19 protein-coding genes are annotated in these 20,880 nt (G+C 69.5%); 9 read left to right on the forward strand and 10 right to left on the reverse strand.

What is annotated here, in order from left to right; genetic code table 11:
• Positions 1–37 precede the first annotated feature (37 nt).
• The 7 genes from BME24068_RS04885 to BME24068_RS04915 all read right to left on the reverse strand — a co-directional run bounded on the left by BME24068_RS04885 (position 38) and on the right by BME24068_RS04915 (position 7,588).
• Positions 38–1,042, reverse strand: coding sequence for an alpha/beta hydrolase (locus tag BME24068_RS04885; protein WP_244110703.1), 1,005 nt, complete (start codon positions 1,040–1,042; stop codon positions 38–40).
• Complete coding sequence (locus tag BME24068_RS04890; protein ID WP_174925317.1) at positions 1,039–2,193, reverse strand: acyl-CoA dehydrogenase family protein; 1,155 nt, start codon at positions 2,191–2,193, stop codon at positions 1,039–1,041. The genes BME24068_RS04885 and BME24068_RS04890 overlap by 4 nt, the downstream gene beginning before the upstream one ends.
• A 37-nt stretch (positions 2,194–2,230) precedes the next feature.
• Entirely contained in the window at positions 2,231–3,553 is a 1,323-nt protein-coding gene (locus BME24068_RS04895) for an MFS transporter (protein WP_174925318.1), read from the reverse strand.
• A gap of 10 nt (positions 3,554–3,563) precedes the next feature.
• Positions 3,564–4,616: a porin gene (locus BME24068_RS04900; protein WP_174925319.1), complete on the reverse strand. Its 1,053-nt coding sequence runs from the start codon at positions 4,614–4,616 to the stop codon at positions 3,564–3,566.
• Between the two features lie 94 nt (positions 4,617–4,710).
• Entirely contained in the window at positions 4,711–5,511 is an 801-nt protein-coding gene (locus tag BME24068_RS04905; RefSeq protein WP_174925320.1) for an enoyl-CoA hydratase/isomerase family protein, read from the reverse strand.
• On the reverse strand, positions 5,508–6,728 hold the full coding sequence (locus BME24068_RS04910; protein ID WP_174925321.1) for a CaiB/BaiF CoA transferase family protein: 1,221 nt from the start codon (positions 6,726–6,728) through the stop codon (positions 5,508–5,510). Before BME24068_RS04910 ends, BME24068_RS04905 begins: the two co-directional genes overlap by 4 nt.
• Before the next feature lie 71 nt (positions 6,729–6,799).
• Complete coding sequence (locus BME24068_RS04915; protein WP_096507805.1) at positions 6,800–7,588, reverse strand: crotonase/enoyl-CoA hydratase family protein; 789 nt, start codon at positions 7,586–7,588, stop codon at positions 6,800–6,802.
• Positions 7,589–7,722: 134 nt separating this feature from the next.
• Between BME24068_RS04915 and BME24068_RS04920 the strand changes: the two genes are divergently transcribed.
• Positions 7,723–8,487: an IclR family transcriptional regulator gene (locus tag BME24068_RS04920; RefSeq protein ID WP_174925322.1), complete on the forward strand. Its 765-nt coding sequence runs from the start codon at positions 7,723–7,725 to the stop codon at positions 8,485–8,487.
• Positions 8,488–8,677: 190 nt separating this feature from the next.
• Complete coding sequence (locus tag BME24068_RS04925; protein WP_174925323.1) at positions 8,678–9,730, forward strand: CaiB/BaiF CoA transferase family protein; 1,053 nt, start codon at positions 8,678–8,680, stop codon at positions 9,728–9,730.
• 51 nt (positions 9,731–9,781) lie between these two features.
• On the opposite strand, the gene BME24068_RS04930 is transcribed toward BME24068_RS04925, so the two are convergent.
• Positions 9,782–10,225 carry a PaaI family thioesterase gene (locus BME24068_RS04930; RefSeq protein WP_096507802.1) on the reverse strand — a complete coding sequence of 148 codons (444 nt, stop codon included), beginning with the start codon at positions 10,223–10,225 and terminating at the stop codon, positions 9,782–9,784.
• 162 nt (positions 10,226–10,387) lie between these two features.
• Here BME24068_RS04930 and BME24068_RS35245 point away from each other — a divergent pair, with 162 nt between their 5' ends.
• Positions 10,388–10,516 carry a hypothetical protein gene (locus tag BME24068_RS35245; RefSeq protein ID WP_275404962.1) on the forward strand — a complete coding sequence of 43 codons (129 nt, stop codon included), beginning with the start codon at positions 10,388–10,390 and terminating at the stop codon, positions 10,514–10,516.
• Here the strand turns inward: BME24068_RS35245 and BME24068_RS04935 are convergent.
• The gene (locus BME24068_RS04935) at positions 10,489–11,598 is read right to left on the reverse strand and encodes an AGE family epimerase/isomerase (RefSeq protein WP_174925324.1); all 1,110 of its coding nucleotides are present in this window, start codon (positions 11,596–11,598) and stop codon (positions 10,489–10,491) included. The two genes, BME24068_RS35245 and BME24068_RS04935, sit on opposite strands and share 28 nt — an antisense overlap.
• Positions 11,599–11,711: 113 nt before the next feature.
• Between BME24068_RS04935 and BME24068_RS04940 the strand changes: the two genes are divergently transcribed.
• From BME24068_RS04940 to BME24068_RS04960, 5 genes are all read left to right on the forward strand, one after another.
• Positions 11,712–12,410, forward strand: a complete 699-nt coding sequence (locus tag BME24068_RS04940) for an MgtC/SapB family protein (RefSeq protein ID WP_174925325.1) — start codon at positions 11,712–11,714, stop codon at positions 12,408–12,410.
• Between the two features lie 286 nt (positions 12,411–12,696).
• On the forward strand, positions 12,697–13,923 hold the full coding sequence (locus tag BME24068_RS04945) for a flagellar hook-length control protein FliK (RefSeq protein ID WP_338138547.1): 1,227 nt from the start codon (positions 12,697–12,699) through the stop codon (positions 13,921–13,923).
• Positions 13,924–14,108: 185 nt separating this feature from the next.
• A complete protein-coding gene (locus BME24068_RS04950) occupies positions 14,109–14,264 on the forward strand; it encodes a hypothetical protein (protein ID WP_006481665.1) in 156 nt (51 codons plus the stop codon).
• Positions 14,265–14,767: 503 nt separating this feature from the next.
• A complete protein-coding gene (locus tag BME24068_RS04955; RefSeq protein WP_096507798.1) occupies positions 14,768–15,247 on the forward strand; it encodes a GNAT family N-acetyltransferase in 480 nt (159 codons plus the stop codon).
• Between the two features lie 714 nt (positions 15,248–15,961).
• Positions 15,962–16,198, forward strand: coding sequence for a hypothetical protein (locus BME24068_RS04960; protein ID WP_174925371.1), 237 nt, complete (start codon positions 15,962–15,964; stop codon positions 16,196–16,198).
• Positions 16,199–16,261: 63 nt separating this feature from the next.
• Here BME24068_RS04960 and BME24068_RS04965 read toward each other — a convergent pair whose 3' ends face one another.
• Positions 16,262–19,042 (reverse strand): heavy metal translocating P-type ATPase, encoded by a 2,781-nt coding sequence (locus BME24068_RS04965; protein ID WP_174925327.1) that lies wholly within the window; start codon positions 19,040–19,042, stop codon positions 16,262–16,264.
• Positions 19,043–19,411: 369 nt separating this feature from the next.
• On the opposite strand from BME24068_RS04965, the gene BME24068_RS04970 reads away from it, so the two are divergent.
• Entirely contained in the window at positions 19,412–20,848 is a 1,437-nt protein-coding gene (locus BME24068_RS04970) for a DUF1254 domain-containing protein (protein ID WP_174925328.1), read from the forward strand.
• The last annotated feature ends 32 nt before the right edge of the window (positions 20,849–20,880 follow it).

The raw sequence follows: 20,880 nt of genomic DNA on the forward strand, positions 1-20,880 counted from the left end.
CTTGTCGATTCCGCTTCTGCGTTCGCTCCGGTTCCCGTCAGCCGTGCAGGAAGCGGCGCAGCGCATCCTGGCCGATGCGCCGCGCCGCGGCGGACAGCCGCGCATCGGGCACGATGTCGAAGCCGTGCACGCCGCCCGGGAACACATGCAGTTCGGTCGGCACGCCGGCGCGGATCAGCCGCTGCGCGTAGTCGATGTTCTCGTCGACGAACAGGTCGAGCGTACCGACCGCGATGAACGCGGGTGGCAGCCCGTCGAGCCGTTCCGCGCGGGCGGCGGCGGCATACGGCGACACGCCGTCGCCGCCCGGCGCGCGGCCGAGCAGCGACGTCCAGCCGAACCGGTTGTTGGCCGCGTGCCAGACGAACTCGCCGGCATGCGGATGCGGCGCGCGCACGCAGGTGCGGTCGTCGAGCATCGGATACATCAGGTGCTGGAAAGCCAGCGGATATTCGCCGCGGTCGCGCGCGAGCAGCGCCAGCGCGGCCGCGAGCCCGCCGCCCGCGCTTTCGCCCGTCACGCCGATGCGCGCGGCGTCGAGGCCGAGTGCGTCCGCGTGACGGAAGGTCCACGCAAGCGCCGCGTAGCAATCGTCGATCGCGCCGGGAAACGGCGTCTCGGGCGCGAGGCGGTAGTCGATCGATACCAGCGCGCACCCGAGCGCTTTCACCAGCGGACGATGCACGGCTTCGAGATCTTTCGCGGCGCCGCGCACGTAGCCGCCGCCATGCATGTGCACGATCGCCGGCAGCGGGCGCGTCGCGTCGTCGGGCAGGTACACGCGGACCGGCACGTCCGGCGCACCGTCGAGGCCCGGCACGCGACGCTGCAGGAGCGTGGTGCCGACGGTGTCGATCGGCGGCAGCGGCAGGGTGCGCGCGCGGTGCCGCGCGAGGTTGTCGGCGTCGAGCGTGACGGTGGGCCAGACGTCGAGCCACGGGCGGATGTCGGGGTCGACCAGATGTCGTGTGTCCAGGATGCGGCTCCTTGGCGAGGGCGGCGCAACGCGCGCCGGCCGGTGAACCCGTGACGACGGCGTCACAGCACGCTGCGCGCGACGACCCAGCGATGCACTTCGCTCGGGCCTTCGAAGATGCGCATCAGCCGCGCTTCGTTCGCCATCTGGTGCAGCGGCAGCTCTTTCGTCATGCCCATCGCGCCGAGCGTCTGCATCGCATGATCGATGACGCTCGACGCCATCTCGGTCGCGAACACCTTGACCATCGAGATCTGCGTGCGCGCGTCCTGTCCGGCATCGACCCGCGCGGCCGCTTCGTAGGTCATCAGGCGGCACGCGTGGATCTGCGTCAGCGCGTCGGCGACCCACCACTGGATCGCCTGACGCTCGGCGAGCGGCACGCCGAAGGTCTTGCGCTGCTTCGCATGGTCGCACAGCAGCGCGACCGCGCGCTCGGCGCGGCCGATGCACCACGCGGCCATCTCCAGCCGCCGGTTCGACAGGCGCGCCTGCATCGGCGCGAACCCGGCGCCTTCGCGGCCCAGCAGTTGCGCGGCGGGAATGCGGCAGTTCTCCAGCACGATTTCGTAGGTCGACAGCCCGCCGATCATCGGGATCCGGCGCTCGATGACGAAACCCGGCGTGTCGCGTTCGACGATGAACGCCGACATGCCGCCGCGCTTGCCCTTGCTCCGGTCGGTCAGCGCCATCACGATCGTCCAGTCGGCTTCGCGTGCATGGCTGATCCAGATCTTCCGGCCGTTCAGCACCCACGTGTCGCCGTCGCGCACGGCCGTCGTCGACAACGCGCCCGGATCGGAGCCGGCGCCCGGCTCGGAAATCGCCATCGCGGCGCGCGTGAGGCCGCGCGCGTACGGTTCCAGGTAGCGCGCGCGCTGCGCGTCGTCGGCCGCGTCGCACAGCATCCGCAGGTTCGGTGAATCGGGCGGCAGGATGTACGGCGTCACGGTCGTGCCGATCGCTTCGTTCACGCCGACCATCGCGACGGCCGGCAGGTCCGAGCCGCCGGCATCGGCGGGCGCGTCGAGCCCCCACAGGCCGAGTTCCCGGGAGCGCTCGTCGAGCCGCGCGCGTTCGTCGGGGCGCAGCGCGAAACGCTGGCCGTCGGCCTCGCGCGCCATCACGGCCGCTTCGAGCGGCATCAGTTCGTCTTTCACGAAGCGTGCGACGAGATCCTTGATCATCCGGTGGTCGAGATCGAGTTCGAAATTCATGGGGAGGTCGATGAAGGCGTGAAGGGAAGGCGCGCGCTCAATACGCGCGCGCCGGAGAGGCCACCCGGGCGCGCAACGTGGCGAGCAGCGCCACGCAGCCGAGCGCCAGCAACGCGGCGTTGAAATAGAGGCCGGCGCGCATCGATCCGGTGGCGGTGTTCAGCACGCCCATCAGGAACGGGCTCGCGAATCCGCCGATCGCGCCGGACATCGTGATCGCCGCGATCGCGACCGCCATCGAGCGCTTCGGCAGCGCGAGCCCCGGCACCACCCAGAACGCGGGCAGCGACGCGGCATGCGTGGCGACCGCGACGCAGAGCGCGATCGTCAGGTTCGCGGTGCCGTCGACGCGCGCCAGCACGACGAGCGCCGCCGCGCATGCGAGCATCGCGGCCGCACCGTGTTCGCGCCAGGCATGCCGGCGCTCGGTGCGCCAGCCCATCCCGAGCATGCCGACGATGCCGCACAGGTAGGGCAGCGCGGACAGCAGGCCGATCTGCATCGCGCCGTGCAGGCCGCCGCGATGCAGGATCACGGGCATCCAGAACACGAGCGCGTAGCCGGCTGCCGCGATCGCGAAATTGGCCGCGCACAGCAGCCAGAAGTCGCGGTGCGCGAGCAGCGGTCGCGCCGGGGCCGCGCCGGGGTCCGTGTCTGCGTCGGCGAGCGCGTGCGCATCGCGCAGCGCGGCCTTGTCGGCGTCCGACAGCCAGCGCGCGTCGTCCGGCCGGTCGTCGAGATAGCGCAGCGCGACGAAGCCGAGCGCGCTGCTCGGCAGCCCTTCGACGATGAACAGCCATTGCCAGCCGCTCAGGCCGGCGACGCCGTCGAAGTACGTGAGGATCGCGCCCGACACGGGGCCGGCGATCATCCCGGCGAGATACAGCGCGCTCATGAAGAGCGCGAACGCCTTCGCGCGCTGCTTCGGCGGATACCACGCGCCGAGATAGAACAGGATGCCGGGGAAGAAGCCGGCCTCGAACACGCCGAGCAGGAAGCGGCACAGGTAGAACTGCGCCGGCGTCGCGACGAACATCGTCGCGGCCGAGCCGAGCCCCCACAGCACCATGATCCGGGCGATGGTGCGGCGTGCGCCGATCCGTGCGAGCAGCGCGTTGCTCGGAATTTCGAACACCATGTAGCCGATGAAGAAGATGCCCGCGCCGAGCCCGTAGACGGCATCGGAGAGGTGCAGCTCGGCGGCCATCTGCGCGTGCGCGAAGCCGATGTTGATCCGGTCGATGAACGACAGCGTGTAGCAGAGGATCAGGAACGGCAGCAGGCGCCGCGAGATCCGGCGGTAGAGCGCCGGCATCGCGGTGTCGCGCGCGCCGGCCGGGGTGGACAGGGTCGGGGTCATGGGCCTTCCGTCAGAAGCGGTGAGTGATGCCGAGCGCCAGCACCTGCTCGGTGCCGCCCGGCTGCGGTTGCACGCCGGCGATGACGGTGTTGCTCGCGTCGCCGCCGTTCTTCAGGTACAGATAGCGGGCATAGACCGAAGTCCGCTTGGACAGCGGATGGTCGTAGCCGATGCCGAACGCGGTCGCGTCGTTCGCCGAGCCCTTCACGTCGCGGCGCACGGCCGACACGAGCACGCGATCGAGCGCGCCGACGTTGATCGCCGCGCCGACGCTCGCCGTCGAGAACGCGGGCAGGCCGGGCGCCGTGCTGGCGCCGTAAAGGAATGCGCCGTACAGCTTGACCCGCGCGAACGCGTAGTTCGCCGCGAACACGTAGTGGCGGGTGGTCGTCGGTTGAACGACGGGCGCGAGGTTGCCGGCCGATACGTCGCCCTGGAAGCCCGCACCGACATAGAGCCCGCCGATCCGGTACTGGAGCCCCGCGCCGTAATTGCGGCCGGCCTGCATCGACAGCGCGTTCGGCGTGGGAAAGCCGTAGGTGGCCATCACGCGCAGGCCGTTCCAGTCGGGGCTGAGATACGACACGGCCTGGTTGAAGCGCGGAATCGGCGGCGTCGTGTTGGTCGTGATCGTGTCCGTCGACGTCGCGAGCAGCGCAAGCGGCGACATGCGCTCGTTCAGGCCGAACGGATCGCCCTCGTACACGGTGTAGAACGCCGGCGTGTACTGCCGGCCGAGCCGCAGGTCGCCGTAGCGGGTGTTCTGCAGCGCCACGTACGCCTGCCGGTAGAACAGCATGCCGCCCTGGAGCGAGCCGTCGGCCGGCGAGAAGCCGCTTTCCAGCACGAACTTGGTCGAGGTTCCGCCGCCGAGATCCTCGACGCCGGTCAGCCCGATGCGGCTCGTCGACCCGCCGCCGCCGCTCTGCCGGAAGCTCGACAGGCTGCCGATACGATCGAACTCGACGTAGCTGTCGACGATCCCGTACAGCGTGACCGACGACGCGTGCGCATGTGTTGCGCACAGCACGCATGTGCCGATCAGGAATGCTTTCCGTTGCATGAATGTGTCTCCGTTCCATGTTTGTTATGTATCGCGCCCGCGAGCGGGACGGTGCTTGACGGCGCGCGGCGGACGGGGCCGCGCGCCGTCGGGATCAGCGTCCCTTGAACACCGGTTTGCGTTTCTCGAGGAACGCGCGGGCGCCTTCGATACGGTCCTCGCTCGCATAGACGTCGGGGCCGACGTCGAGCCGCAGCGCCGCGGCCACCGGCAGGCCCCAGCTGCGCGTCGCCGTTTCCTTGATGCGGCGGATCGTGAGCGGCGCATTCGCGGCGATCGACTGCGCCAGTTCGCGCACGGTGTCGTCGAGCGCGGCGCCGGGGACGACGCGGTTCAGCAGCCCGATGCGCGAGGCCTCGTCTGCGTCGATGCGGCGGCCCGTAAACAGCAGCTCCATCGCGATCGCGCGCGGCAGCATGCGCGGCAGCAGCACGCTCGCGAAGTTCGCGCCCATGCCGACCCGGGCTTCGGGCAGCGCGAAGTACACGTGATCGGCGGCGACCCGCAGGTCGCACGCCAGCGCGATCTCGAAGCCGCCGCCGATCGCATAGCCGTTGATCGCCGCGATGGTCGGCTTGCGCAATTCGAGGATCAGCTCGTGCACGTTGCGCGCGAGCCCGCGCATCGGCCGCATGCCGCGCATCTCGGGGTCGCCGAGATCGACGCCCGCGCTGAAGGCCCGGTCGCCCGCGCCGCGGATCACGATCGCGCGCACCGCAGGGTCGTCGTCGAGCGTGACGAGCGCGTCGCACAGGCGCCGGAACGCATCGGCGGACAGCGCATTGGCGACATGCGGACGATGGATCGTCAGCCATGCGATACCGTCTTCGTCGTGGCGCAGGATCGACGCGGCGTCGTCGGCGGTCGGGGAGGAGGCCGTGTGCGATGCGGTCATGCTGCGCTCCCGGTGATGCCGGCGCGTTCGTCGTGAACGACGCCGGCCTGCCGCAGCGCGTCGCGGCCGGCCGCGTCGATGCCGAGCGCGTCGAGCACGGCGTCGGTATCGGCCGCGAACGGTCGCGGCGGCTGGCGGATCGAGCCGGGCGTGCGCGACAGCTTGGCCGGGATGCCCGCGCCGGTATACGTGTCGCTCTTGACGAACATCGCGTTGCGGGCCGCCTGCGGATGGTTGAAACCGTCGGCGATGGTGTTGACCGGCCCCGTCGCGACGCCGGCGCGCATCAGTCGATCGACGACTTCGTCGGCGAGCAGTTCGCCGGTCAGTTGCCCGATCAGCGTGTCGAGCGCATCGCGGTGCGCGACGCGCTGCGCGTTGGTCGCGAAACGCGGATCGCGGGCGAGTTCGGGCACGCCGAGCGCTTCGACCATCTTCGCGAACGTGCGGTTGTTGCCGGCGCCCGTGGCGACCGGCTTGTCCTTGCACGGATAGACGCCGTACGGCGCGATCGCGGCGTAGACGTTGCCCGTCGCGACGGGCACGTCGCCGGTCGCCATCCAGCTCGTGCTGACCGGATGCAGCATCGACAGCGCGGTGCTGAACAGGTCGATGTCGACGTGCTGCCCGAGGCCGGAGCGCGTGCGCTCCACCAGCGCGAGCAGGATGCTCGACACGGCGCTCAGCCCGGCCGCGTAGTCGACGACCGGAAACGGCACCTTCAGCGGCATGCCGCCCGGTTCGCCGTTGATCGACATGAAGCCGGCGAGCCCTTGCGCGACCGCGTCGTAGCCCGGAAACCGCGTGAGCGGACCGTCGGTGCCGTAGCCGGAGATCGAGCAATGCACCAGACGTGGAAAGCGTTCGCGCAGGCAGTCGTCGTAGCCGATGCCCCAGCGTTCGAGCGTGCCCTGCTTGAAGTTGTCGACCAGCACGTCGGCCGTCTCCAGCAGGCGGAACAGCACGTCGCGCCCGTCGGGGTGCGACAGGTCGAGCGCGAGGTTGCGCTTGTTGCGGTTGAGCCCCCAGAAATAGCTGGAGAGGCCGGAGGGCATGGCGGGCCCCCAGTCGCGTGTTTCGTCGCCTTGCGGCGGTTCGATCTTGATGACGTCCGCGCCGTGGTCGGCGAGCGTCTGCGTGCAGAACGGGCCCGCATAAACGCGGCTCAGGTCTACGACGCGCACGCCCGCGAGCGCGCCTGCGTTATTGCTGGTCATGACGTGGTTTCCTTCGAGGGTCGGCGATGCTGGCGTTCCGCCGGCTGCGTGCCGGGCGGCGCGCCGTGGGTTCAGTCTCGGTCGCGCGCGGCGAACAGCGCGGCGACCGCCGCGCGGTGTTCGGGCGTCGCGTGCGCGAATGCCTGGTACGACGCGGACAGGTCGAGCAGCGTGTCGAGGCTCGTATGCCGGCCTTCGCGCAGCAGCCGCTTGGTCAGGCGCAGCGCGATGCCCGAGTGGCGCGCGATGCGTTCGGCGAGCGCGTGCGCATGGGCGAGCAGCTCGCCGCCGGGCACGACGCGCGACACCAGGCCGTGGCGCAGCGCCGTTTGCGCATCCATCGCGTCGCCGGTGAACGACATCTCGGCCGCGACCGCCGCGCCGACGATCTGCGGCAGGAACCACGCGCCGCCGTCGCCCGGCACGAGGCCGAGCGCGATGAAGCTTTCCGCGAAGCGTGCGCCGTCGGCGGCGATGCGGATGTCGCACATGCACGCGAGGTCGGTGCCGGCGCCGATGGCCGGCCCGTTGATCGCCGCGATGGCCGGCACTTCGAGCTGCTGGAACGCATGGGCGAGACGCTGGATGCCGCGCCGATAGCTCGTCCGGATCGCCGCGAGGTCGTGCGGCTCCGACTCGGCGAGCGCCCGCATCGCCTTCACGTTGCCGCCCGACGAAAACACGGCGCCGGCGCCCGTGAGGACCAGCACGCGGATCGATTCGTCGCGGTTCGCGTCGTCGCAGCACGCAACCAGCGCGTCGATCGCATCGGTATCCGAAATGGCGTTGCGCGTTTCGGGGCGGTTCATCGTGACGGTCAGGATCGGTCCCTGCCGTTCACGGATCAGAAAGGCTGACATGATGTCTCCGTTTGTTCTGTACCGCGGGGCTTCACGCCGCGGGCCGAAGCCTAGTATCGTCACGACGGTTGGCGGCGGGAAATTCCGTTCCACATACGTGGAAGGGCTCGCCGGGACGGCGCGGAGAGGATGGAATGAGCGGAAACGTGGTCAAGAGCGCGGCGCGCGTGTTCGAGGTGCTGGAGCTGTTCAGCGAGCTGCAGCGGCCGCTGAGCGTGCGCGAGATCGCCACGCGCTGCCGCTATCCCGGTTCGAGCGCGGCGGCGTTGCTGACCAGCATGAAGGTGCTCGGCTACCTCGCGTACGACGAGCGGACGCACGCGTATGCGCCGACGGTGCGCCTCGTCAATCTCGGCGAAGCGCTCGTCGATTCGGCGGCGGGCAGCCGCCGGTACTGGCACGCCGTGGCGAAACGGCTGGCGGCCGGCACGCGGGAGGCCGTCGTGATCGCGGTGCAGAGCGACCTGTACGTGCAGTACATCGACGCCGTCGCGGGCGCACACCGGATTCCGGTCCATTTCTATGCGCCGATCGGCACGCGTCGCGAGATCTGCATGTCGGGGCTCGGCTGGGCGCTGCTGAGCCTGCAGCCCGACGGCACGATTCGGCGGCTCGTGTCGCGCAGCATCCGGCGGATCGGGAAATCGGGCAGGACGATCGACGAGGACGTCGTGCTGGACAAGGTCGACGAGACGCGGCGGCTCGGCTACTCGTATTCCGCGAATACGGTCACGCAGGGCGCGGCGATGATCTCGATGGTGATCGCCGACGGCTGGAACGGCATGCCGCTTGCGATCGGCGTGGGCGGGCCGGTGGAGCGGATCGACGCGCGTCGCGACGCGATCGTGCTCGCGATGCGCGACGCACTGGCCGAGCGCATGGACGAAACGGTCGGCTAGCGGCGCGGCGGAGCGTCCGCACGGAGCGGGTTCCGTCGGCATCGGGCGGACGACGGCATGCTTTCATCCGGCGTCGACGCGAATTTCCCCTGTCGGCCGGCTTGCCGTGCGCAGCGCGCGTGGCGCGCACCTTCGCATAGAATCGGAGCGTTGCTTCACCCCTGTCCGGTTGCATTCCCGCGAGGTCGCCATGTCATTGAACGCGCCGCTTTCCGGCGTCCATATCGTCGAATTCGAAGGTCTCGGCCCCGGCCCGCTCGCGGGCTGGATGCTCGCCGGGATGGGGGCGCGCATCACGCTGATCGCGCGCCCGGCCGGCCGCACGAGCGCGCCGGACGCGCTGCAGGGCCGCGCCGGAGATTTGCTCCGTGAAGGCAAGGCGATCGTCGAACTCGATCTGAAGACGCCGGACGGCCGCGCCGAAGCGCTCGCGTTGATCGCGCAAGCCGACGCGCTGATCGAAGGATTGCGTCCCGGCGTGATGGAGCGCCTCGGCCTCGGGCCTGCCGATTGCGCACGCGGCAATCCGAAGCTGGTGTACGGACGCATGACGGGTTGGGGCCAGCACGGCCCGCTCGCGGCGGCCGCCGGGCACGATCTGAATTACGTCGCGCTGACCGGGCTGCTTTCGTTGTCCGCACCGCGCGATGGCCGGCCGGGCCTGCCGCCGACCGTCGTCGGCGACGCGGGCGGCGCGCTCGGGCTCGCGTTCGGGATCGTCTGCGCGCTCTTCGACGTGCGTGGCGGCGGTCCGGGGCGCGTGGTCGACGGCGCGATCGTCGACATCGTGTCGATGCTCGGTTCGCTCGCGCTGTGGGCGCGCGCGAACGGCCAGCTCGACGGCGCGCAGCCGAGCCTCTTTCACGACGCGCCGTTCTACGACGTGTATCGCTGCGCGGATGGCGAATGCGTGACGATCGGCGCGCTCGAACCGCCGTTCTACGCGCTGCTGGTCGAGCGGCTCGGGTTGACCGATCTCGATCCGGCATCGCAGTACGATCGTGCGCGCTGGCCCGCGCTGAAGACGCGTTTCGCGGCGGTCTTCGCGCTGCAGCCGTCCGCGCACTGGCGCGCGCTGCTCGAGGGCACCGACGCATGCTTTGCGCCGGTGCTGAGCATGGCCGACGCGGCGGCGCATCCGCACAACGCGGCGCGGGGGATCTATCGTACCGACGAGAACGGCAACCTCAGGGCGCGCATGGCGCCGCGGTTCCTGCCGCTGAATGAAGAGGATGCGGGCTGACGAGCCTGCCGCGCGCCGTGTTCCGCCGGCGTGCTCGCCGTCACGCGACGATCACGCCGTTTCCTCGGGCGCATCCGGCATCTTGCCGTCGCCGACGCGGTTGATCGTGCCTTGCGCGATCGCGACGAGCCGCTCGTGATCGCCGTCGATGACGAACACGTGACACTGGCAGGTCGCCTGATGCCGCCCCGCGTAGACCACCTTCGCGCGGGCGACGAGCGTGCCGTTCACGGCCGGCCGCAGGTAATTGATCTTGTATTCGGCGGTGATGACGCGCGGGCCGAGCACGAGCGCGCCGGCGAACGTCAGCGCATTGTCGGCGAGATAACCGATGACGCCGCCATGCACGAAACCGTGCTGCTGCCGCAGTTCCTCGCGCACGGGCAGACACAGCGACACCTCGTTGTCGCCGATATGCATCAACTGCGTGCCCAGCAACATGCTGAACGGTTGCGCGCGCAATGCGCCGCGCGCGTGGTCCGTGATGTCCGTCATCGACTTGCCTCGCAATGCGTGTCCGCTTGCGCTGAACTCTAGGAAGGGGGCTGCGGATAAGCAAGGAAATTCGTCCGCATTTCTTGCGATGGCCGGCGCGATGCGGCGCGATTGTTGCGGCGAATGCGGGAGTTGCGCTCGTGTGCGGGCGAATCGGCGTGAATGGCGGCCGCATCGCTGAACGACCAGACCTCGCACCTGATGCCGGCGGTGTCGGTGTTCGAACTGGGTGACGCGCGCGGGGTGTCGCTCGCCGACGCGGATTACGCGCCGGTCGGCAGCGCCGCGTAGGCGGTCGCGAGGTGGTAGGGCGTCGTCGACGGCATGTCGGCGCGCGACACCTGCCCGTCGGCCGTCTTGCATTCGAACCAGCCGCGCGGATGCAGGAAGCGCGCGGCGAAGCGCCCGATCTGCCGCGCGAGCGGCGCGGAGGCCGGCGTGCCGCCGTGCGTCGCGAGCGCGCGCAGGTATTCGGTTTGCGCCCAGATCCGCTGCGTCGCGTCGGTGCAGGCGCCTTGCGCGTCGAGCGCCGCGCAGACGGCGCCCGTCTGCGTATCGACGCCGTGCCGCTCGGCGAATGCGTACGCGCGCGCGAGCGCGTCGGGCAGGCTGGTCCGCGCGAGCCGTGCGCCGGCCGCGTCGACCAGATAGAACCATTCGAACTGATGGCCGGGCTCGAAGCGGTTGCCCGCCGCACCGAGCGGCAGCTCGGCGATGCAGCCGGTCGCCGGATCGACGAACGTGCGCTCGACGGCCTGCGCGGTGCGCAGGAGCGCATCGTCGAACGCCGCGTCGCCGAATGCGTCGGCGGCGGCGAGCCACGCTTCCGTCAGGTGCATCAGCGGGTTTTGCAGCGCGCCGCTGCCCGATGACGAGAAATCGGCGTGACGCGCGGCGTCGAGCAGCGCGTCGCCCGGCCGCGGCGCGAAGCGGTCCTGGATCAGTGCGGCGGTGTCTTCGGCGATCGTGCGCGCGGCGGCGTCGCCCGACGCCGCATGCCATGCGGCGCATGCGAATACGATGAACGCGTGCGTATAGAGGTCCTTCGTCGTGTCGAGCGGCGCGCCTTGCGCGTCGACGCTGTAGAACCAGCCGCCGTGGCGCGAGTCGCGAAAGCGGCTGCACAGCGAGTCGAACAGCGTGGCGGCGTGCGCGGCGTTGCCGGCCTGCGCGAACACGAACAGTTGCCGTGCGCACGCCATTGCGCGATAACGGGTGACGGGCAGCGGCGCATGCGTGGCCGGATCGACGGCTTCGAACGGCAGCCGCAGCGTGTGGTCGAACCCTGACCCCTGCCAGATCGGCAAGATGACGTGCGCGAAATGGTCGCGCAACTGGGCGGCCTGGGCGGAAGCGGAGTCGGGTGCGGACATGGCGGGGTAGAGCGCTTGGATCGAATCGGGTCGGCGTGGCCCGGAGCGGCGCGGCCGCGGCCAAGGATATAACATTCCACACGACCGGCACCAGAAAAGGAGGGGAAAATCGGATGCTCAGCAACCTGGAACTCGTGATGCGGCTGGTTCTCGCGGCGGCGCTCGGTAGCGTCATCGGCTTCGAGCGCGAGCGCCTGTCGTGGGCGGCGGGCCTGCGCACGCACATGCTGGTGTGCGTCGGCTCGACGCTCATCATGATCGTGTCGGCGTTCGGTTTCGCCGACGTGCTCGGCAGCAGCGACCACATCGTGCTCGATCCGTCGCGGATCGCCGCGCAGGTGGTGTCGGGCATCGGCTTCCTCGGTGCGGGGTCGATCCTGCTGCGCGGCGAGATCGTGCGCGGGCTGACGACGGCCGCGAGCCTGTGGTCGGTGGCCGCGATCGGCCTCGCGGTGGGCGGCGGGCTGTATGTCGCGTCGATTTCCGCGACGATCATCATCCTGATCATCCTGGCCGGCATCAAGCCGCTCGAGCGGCGTTATTTCACGGTGCGTCAGCGCCGTCAGCTCGCGTTGACGGTGACGAGCGGTGCGCTGACGTTCGATTCGCTGCACGCGGCGCTCGGCCCCGACAGCGCGCGCGTGAAGCAGTTCATCGTGCAGCGCGCCGACGACACCGGCGAGCACGACGAGGTGCGCATCGCGCTCGGGCGCGTGTCGGATCTCGAATACCGTGCCATCTGCGACAAGCTGCGCGGGCTGTCGTGCGTTATGCGATTCGAAGAAGGCAACGGGTTGATGGGCGACGAATAGCCGGCATCGGATCGGTCGACGCGGGCATCGGTCATGCGACAATGGCCGTCACTGATTCCGTTCGACATCCGGTTCCGCGTTCGCGAGCCCGTTATCCGACTCCATGACCGAATCCGTTTTCCTGCCTCGTTCCCGTTCTCGTTCCAATCGTTCGTCGGCCCGTGCGCGGCCGCGCTCGGCCGCGGCTGCCGGCAATACCTCGGCGCGCACGACCGCGCGACCGGGCGATGCGCCGGCCGGCGATGCACCGCGCGACGAACGCACGCTCGACCTGTTCGGCGATCCGGTGCTGGAGCCGGCCGCGCGTGCCTCTGCAGTGGTGCGCGATGAAGCCGTTGCCGAAGTTGACGCAGTGGCCGGCGACGACGCCGGGCGGCAGGCGACGCTGGACGGGTTCAGCGCGTCCGGCGGTGCGGCGCGCGGCGATGCGGAGGGTGCGGTGGAGCAGGCCGCTGCCGGCGCGACGATGAACGAATTCGCGGCGATGCCCGGGAAGGGCGATGCGCTCGGCGACGATGCCGTGCGCAGGGTCGATGCCGATGCCGATGCCGATGCCGATGCGGGGAAGGGGGCCGATGTCGCACGGCAGTCGGAGGGCATCGTTGCGATCGCGGCCGATGAACCGGCAACCGATGCCGGCCTGACGGAGGTGTACGCCGTGTCCGATGCGTCCACAACGAAGATCGAACAGTCGACGGCGAACGCCGTTGCGACAGACGGTGCCGCCGCCGATCGCTCCGCGAAGCCGGGTAATGACGCTGACGGCGTCGACGTGGCAACCGTTCCGGCCGACGCCGCGCGGACACCCGACGCGACCACGAAGGGCCGCCGTGCATCCTCGAGTGGCAAGCGTCGTGCGACTGCTGGCGCCGGCGCAGCCGCGGCCGTGACCGCCATGCCGGCATCGACCGGATCGACCGCTGCGCCCGACCCCGCGCCATCCCTTGAACAACAAGCGGTTCCGGAGCCTGTCGAGCCCGCGGCGACCGCGAGCCCGCACGATGCCGACCGACCGGTCGCGGCATCGGCTTCGGCTTCTGTTTCCGCTTCGGCCGAGGTACAGCCGGTGGCGTCCGTGGCTTCCTTCATGACGAAGCCGTCGGCCGACCGCGCGCAAGCGGCTGCGCCGAACGCTCCGGCCCTCGATCCGGACGCGCAACTGCGTCCGTTGTCGGAGCGGCTCGCCGCGCTGCAGGGCGAGATGGCCGGTGTGAAGCGCGCGGCGGATCGCGAGATGCGTCGGGTCAACCGGCTGCTGCTGGCGCTGGCGTTCGTCGTGTTCGCCGCGCTCGTCACGCTGGTGCTGCAAACGCGGCAGGTCGCGAACCTGAAGCAGGAACTGGACGCCCGGCAACAGCGGGTCGATCGGCTGGCCGCCGATCTGTCGACGCAGCAGGCGACGCTGATGACGCTCGCCGAACATCACGAAGCGCTGCTGTCCCAGGTCGACCGGCTTCAGCGCAACGCGAACCGCGAGGCAGCGGCCGCGAAGCGTGCGCGTCGAACCCGATAAAACCCGGTAACTACTCCGACCCTACCTGCAAACCCAAGACCGGCAAGGATGGTCGGGCCGGGCCGCTGCTCAGGGCCCGCACAGGTGCGGCAAGCTGATGCGACGCACTGGCAGAGTTTAGGGAAAACCCTTAGAATGGAGTCAATCTAAGGGAAAACCCTAGCATTCTCTGTCAGGAGTCTCACATGAGCTTCATTCTCGCCCTGCTGCAAAAGATCGACGACCTCTTCGTCTCCCCGCACCTGCCGCTCGACGCGGAATATTCGTACGCTGCGCGTCGCGCCGAAGCCGAGCGCGTGCGTCGTGCGCACCTCGTCCCGATCGTTCTGTACCGTCGTTGATTCGTTGATTCGTTGATTCGTTGATTCGTTGATCGCGCGCGGTCGGATCGATTGCGCTGCGTCAGGCATCCAGTCCCTTCCGCACCTGCCACGGCAGCGGCAGAACCGAAGCGAGTGCAAGCAGTGCCGCAGGCACGCCTGCGATTCGCCGAGTCGACCGAACAGAACCGGCGACAGCGCGCCGGCGCCGATGGTGCCCGTATAGAACGGCGCAAGCGCCTGTTCGCGTTTTCCTTCGGCAGCCAGCATAGCGAGCGGTGTCAGGGCTGTGCGTGCGCCCGATGGAGATTTCGCCTTTCAGATCGCTCATCGTGATTGTTCCGTGCAAGGTCGGGGTCGGCCATTTACTCGGAACGTGGCGGGGATGCACAGGGAGCGGGCGCCTTGCGAGCGGCGATTTCCCGATCCGGCCGCCAGCGCGGCGACCTTCGCGATCTGCATCGCGCGCCGGTGCGATCGTCCCGCTACACTGGAAGCTCGATTGACCTCGCGACCCCCGGGCCATGCTGCAGATGCGGCCGATGACGGCCGGCGAATTCCACGCATACCGCACGCGCGCCATCGACGGCTACGCGCGTGATCTCGTGTCGTCCGGGCAGAACGCGACCGACGACGCGGCGGCCCGCGCCCGTGCCTGCTTCGACACGTTGCTGCCGGACGGTCTGCTCACCTCCGGCCAGACGCTCGTCCAGCTGATCGACGCCGTCAGCGGCGACACCGTCGGCGACCTCTGGTACGCGATCGTGCCCGAAGGGCCGAACCGCACGCTGTTCATCTACGACCTCGACATCGTCCCGTCCCGGCGCCGCCAGGGCTGGGCGACGCGCGCGCTCGATGCGCTCGAGGCCGAAGCACGCGCGCATGGCGTCACGGAGATCGGGCTGTCGGTGTTCAATCACAACGCGGCCGCCCGTGCGCTGTATCGGGCGTGCGGCTTTGCGCCGATCACGACGACGCTGATCAAGCCGGTCGTGTCGGGTTAGCGACGAAGATTCAAACACGGCAGGCGCGCTGTTTGCGGTTCGACACGATTTCACGAGCGTGCGTGAGTGAGCGGTAAGGAGCTGTGGACAGGCCCGTCAGCCCGGTTCGATGTTTTGAAAGCGGTGCGCTCCAACCGGCATGGCGACTGAAATCCCGGCGTAGCTCGTACGATGGGCGGGCCAATGACTTGGCATACTCAAATCGTCAACAAGCGGGGATAACGAGCGATGGAGAACAAGTACGCTGCCGAACGCGGTATCCCGACCATACCAGCTTGTGCGCGCGCTTCAATTGCGCTCCGATTCGATGGCCGTTTTTTGGTCATGACGGGCAGTGCAACCGGGATATATCCTGCAGTTTCCGGTCGTCCGGATCATCGCGGCAATTTCGATTATTCGAGCGCTCGCCAACAGATGGAAAATGTGGGGCCTATACCACCCGGTCGATACTGGATTCAGCCTTCCCAAATGTGGACGAATCGCTGTACAACCTTGCTTCACGCGCAGCATGGGGCGATTACCGACTGACCATTCACGTCATGCCCGGAACCCGAACGTTCGGTCGCGGTGGATTCTTTATCCACGGTGGCACGCACGCAGGGTCCGCCGGCTGCATCAATCTTCATGCCGGAATCGAAACTTTCGTTCGAGAGATCGAAGCGGCAACGAAGGGCGCGCCCGAGTGCTACGTTCCGCTGGAGGTTCAGTACTGACATGCGAAAACACCCGTTGCGCATCTTGATCGGTGCGGCACTGCTGATTTCGATCCTGCTCGTTTTCGCGTTCAACGCGATCAATCTCAATGAGGCGTACGGCGACGGTCCGCCCTACTACGCGCGCACGACCAACATGGATAAGTGGACGAATCCGCTTCCATTGCTGGGTATGGTCGACGGCGCGATGCTGGTCGCGATCGGCGCGTATTGTTTCTGGATGCGTCGAAGCCGATGAACCCTGCGCGCATGGCGGCAAGCGGGCGGGCTGCTGCCCCGCCCGCTTTCGTACCGTGCTCCCTTATTGCGCGCGCCCTTTCCATCTGCGCAACAGCAACGCGTTCGTCACGACGCTGACGCTGGAAAACGCCATCGCCGCGCCCGCGATCACCGGGTTCAGCCAGCCGAGCGCCGCAAGCGGCACACCGATCAGGTTGTAGACGAACGCCCAGAACAGGTTCTGCTGGATCTTCCGGTACGTCCGCTTCGAGATGTCGATCGCGTCGGCGACGAGCGCCGGATCGCCGCGCATCAGCGTGATGCCGGCCGTGTGCATCGCGACGTCGGTGCCGGTCGCCATCGCGATGCCGACGTCGGCCGCGGCGAGCGCGGGCGCGTCGTTGATCCCGTCGCCGACCATCGCGACGATCCCGCCATGCGTGCGCTTCAGTTCCGCAACCACGCGCGCCTTGTCGTCGGGCAGTACCTGCGCATGCACTTCATCGATCCCGAGCGCCGCCGCGACGGCCGCCGCGCTGCCGCGGTTGTCGCCCGTCACGAGCGCGCTCGCGACGCCGCGCGCCGACAGCGCCGCGATCGCGTCGCGCGCGCCGGGCTTCACGGTGTCGCCGAACGCGATCAGCGCGAGCAGCGCGCGCGGCGCGTCGGCGCGCATCAGCCACGAAATGGTGTTGCCCGCCCGTTCGAGCTCCGCGGCACGGGTGTCGAGTTCGGGCGGCACGACGATGCCGAGTTCGTCGCGCCAGCGCGTGCTGCCGAGCGCGAGCAGTTGTCCGTTCACGCGTGCTTCGACACCGCGTCCGGCCACCGCGCGCGCATCGGCCGCGACGGGCGCGTCGGCCGGACCTGCCGCGTCGCGTCGTGCCGCGGCATCCGCATCGTGCGCGGCGACCACGGCGCGCGCGAGCGGGTGATCGCTGTGCCGCTGAACCGCCGCGGCGATGGCGAGCGCCTGTTCGCGCGGGACGCCGACGGCTTCGAACGCGGTCACGGACGGCTTGCCTTCGGTCAGCGTGCCGGTCTTGTCGAACGCGATCACGGTGGTGCGCTGGGCGAGTTCGAGCGCCTGCGCATCCTTGATCAGCACGCCGTGGCGCGCCGCGACGCCGGTGCCGGCCATGATCGCGGCGGGCGTCGCGAGGCCGAGCGCGCACGGGCACGCGATGACGAGCACCGCCACCGCGTTGAGGATCGCCGTTTCGGTGCCGGCTCCGGCGATCAGCCAGCCGATCAGCGTCAGCACCGCGATGCCGAGGATCGCCGGCACGAACACTTCGCTGACGCGATCGACGAGCCGCTGGATCGGCGCTTTTTCCGCCTGCGCGGATTCGACGAGCCGGATGATGCGTGCAAGCGTGGTTTCCGCGCCGATCGCGGTGGTTTCGACCACGAGCGCGCCTTCGCCGTTGATCGAACCGGCCGTCACCGGATCGCCGTCGTCCTTCGGCACCGGCAGGCTTTCGCCGGTGATCAGCGATTCGTCGACGTGCGAGCGGCCCGACACGATCCGGCCGTCGACGGGCACGCGCTCGCCGGGGCGAACGCTGACCGTCGTGCCGACGCGCACCTGCGCGAGCGGCACGTCGCGTTCGACGCCGTGCTCGACGACGCGCGCGCGGTCGGGGCGCAGCGCGTTCAGTGCGCGGATCGCTTCGGTCGTCTGGCGTTTCGCGCGCGCTTCGAGCCATTTGCCGAAGCGCACCAGCGTGACGATGACGGCCGAAGCCTCGAAATACAGGTGACCGGGATCAGCGGGGTCGCGCAACAGCATCCAGAGGCTCAGGCCGAATGCGGCCGATGTGCCGAGCGCGACGAGCAGGTCCATGTTGCCCGCGCGCGCCTTTACCGCGTGCCAGGCCGCGCGGTAGAAGCGTGCGCCGAAGCCGAACTGGACGATCGACGCGAGTACGAGCTGGAGCCAGCCGGGCAGCATCGCGTCGATGCCGAGCGGCGCGACGAGCATCGGCACGACGAGCGGCGCGCTCAGCACGGCCGAGCCGATCACGAGGTTGCGTTCGCGGATCGCTTCGCGGCGCTTGCGGGCGTCGGCGGTTTGCGCCGGCGCGGTGGCGCGCGAGCCGGTGTCGGCTGCAGCACCGGCTTCCGGCGCGGCGGCAAGCGCGGCGCGGTAGCCGGCCGTCGTGACCGCCGCGATCAGCGTCGCGGCATCGAGCGGGCCGGCGCCATGCACCGACGCGCGTTCGGTCGCGAGATTGACCGATGCGCGCGCGACGCCCGGGACGGCGGCCAGCGCTTTCTCGACGCGGCCGGCACAGGAGGCGCACGTCATGCCGCCGATGTCGAATTCGAGATCGGCCGAGGCAGACGGTGAAGCGGAAGCAGCAGGCGGGGTGGTTGCGACCGGCGTCGCGCCATAACCGGCTTGCGTGACGGCATCCACCAGCAGCGACGCCGAAACGCCCGGCGCGGTGTCGACGGTGGCGCGCTCGGTCGCCAGATTGACCGACGCACGCGTGACGCCCGGCACCTTCGCCAGCGCCTTTTCGACGCGCGATACGCACGATGCGCAGGTCATCCCGTCGATATCGAGTTCGGTCGTCGCAACGACCGGCGCATGCGACGCCCCAGCCGCTTCGCCAACCTGCTCGCGCACCGTCGCACGATATCCCGCCGCGCCGATCGCCTCGACGAGCTGCGCCGGCTCGACCGTGTCCTGCACGGTCGCCGTCGCGGCATGCGCATCGAGATCGACCGCGGCCTCGACGACGCCCGGCACGGCGGCCAGCGCACGCTGCACGCGGCCCGTGCAGCCGCCGCAATGCATGCCGTCGACGCTCAGTTCGATCGTTTGCAGCGCCGCGGACGCGAGTGATTCAGTCATGTCGGATTCCCCAAAAGCGCGGTTCGTGCCGCGAATGATCCCAGTATCAACATTCCCATGATGGGAAGGTCAAGCGCCGGCGACGATTCGACGCACGGACGGGCGCCTGCCGCGCCTGTCGGCCCAGGCGGAGGGCCGACGCGCCCGGTTCGTGACGCCGGATCGACGGAATGTCCGGCTGACGACGGCCGGCTACCGCCCCGGCCGCTAATCGGCATATTGGGGGATGCCCTTAGGCGCTATGATACCGGCCTGACATCAGCGCCCGCCGTCGCAAAGCGGTGGCCGGCAAGCTGAGGCGCCTTGCTTTCGTCGGTCGCGCGTCGAACAGGGCATTGACTGAAAAGAACGATATTCGGCCAGTAATCAATGATTGAAAACCTACGAGAATCAATTTCTCCGCGCCGCGCCGGTGCGTCGCTGGTCATGGCGGCGCTGCTGACGGGGTGCGCGTCACAACCCGATGCGATCCAGCGGAAAACCGGCTGGATGCGCGCGGAAGTGGCCGACTCCTATGTGTATGCCTATCCGCTCGTGCTGATGGACGTCGCGAAGGAAGCCGCGACGGGCGGCGACGGCGCGCAGCCGGGCCAGGCGCCGCTCAATACGCTGCGTCATGCGCAGGCCTTGCCGCCGGTGGGCGCGCTGAACCCGCCGCTGCCGGGCGTCGACACGCTCGATTCGAGCGGCTGGCTCGACGTCGGCGCCGAGCCGGTGATCGTCACGCTGCCCGACACCCGCGGCCGCTATTGGGATGCCCGCGCGCTCGACATGTGGACGAACGTGCTGTGGTCGTCGTCGAGCGTGGCCGCGCGTGCGGCTCGCGGCGGCGTGCGATCGCAAACGATTGCCTTTGCGGCGAAGGACTGGCAGGGCACGCTGCCGCAGGGCATCGCGCGCATCGACGTGCCGTCGGCCCACGCGTGGCTCGAAGTGCGGCTGCAGACGAGCGGCGGCCGCGACCTGACCAACGTGAAGAAACTGCAGCGCGCGATTCGCGTGGTGCCGCTGTCCGTCTATACGGGCGCCGCGCGCGGCGCGTCGGTCGCGGTCCATGCGGGCAGCGCGCCGTCGGAGACCGCGAGCGGCGGCACGCCGGCCGAGCAGGTGGCCGCGCTCGATCCGAAGGCGTTCTTTACGCGCTTCGCGCGGGCGCTGCAGGACAATCCGGCCCCGGCCGACGACGCACATGCGCAGGAACTGCTGAACGACATCGGCGTGTCGGCCGGCTACCCGGTGCCGTGGGCGGGCGACCGCCTGAATGCCGCGACGGCCGGCGTCGCCGAAGCGCGCGCGCGGCTCGCGGCGGCGCCGCCGAACCTGCTGAACGCGAACGGCTGGAGCTGGATCGGCGACACGGCCGGCAAGTACGGCCAGGATTACGCGCTGCGCGCCTATGCGGCCTATACGCAGTTCGGCACCGCGACGCGCGACGACGAGACGCTCGCGCTCGTGCGCGTCGACAGCGACGGCCATCCGCTGAACGGCGCGAACCGCTACGTGCTGCATTTCGCGCCGGGCGCGCTGCCGCCGGTGCGCGGATTCTGGACGCTCACGCCGTACACGACGGGCGGCGCGCTGCCCGACGTCGGGTCGGCCCGCCGCTCGCTCGGCGATCGCGACCGCCTGCGCCGCAACCACGACGGCTCGATCGACGTGGTCGTGTCGGGCTCGCCGGCCGGCGCGCACGGCGCCAACTGGCTGAGCGCGCCGCGCACCGAATTCACGCTCGCGCTGCGGCTGTACGCACCGAAGCCGCAGGCGAGCGATGGATCGTGGATGCCGCCCGCCGTCGTCCGGAAATAACGTCCGGAATGAACGGATGACGGCCGCCGCTG

Source organism: Burkholderia anthina (assembly GCF_902498995.1).
In the GTDB taxonomy this organism is placed as follows: Bacteria; Pseudomonadota; Gammaproteobacteria; order Burkholderiales; family Burkholderiaceae; genus Burkholderia; species Burkholderia anthina.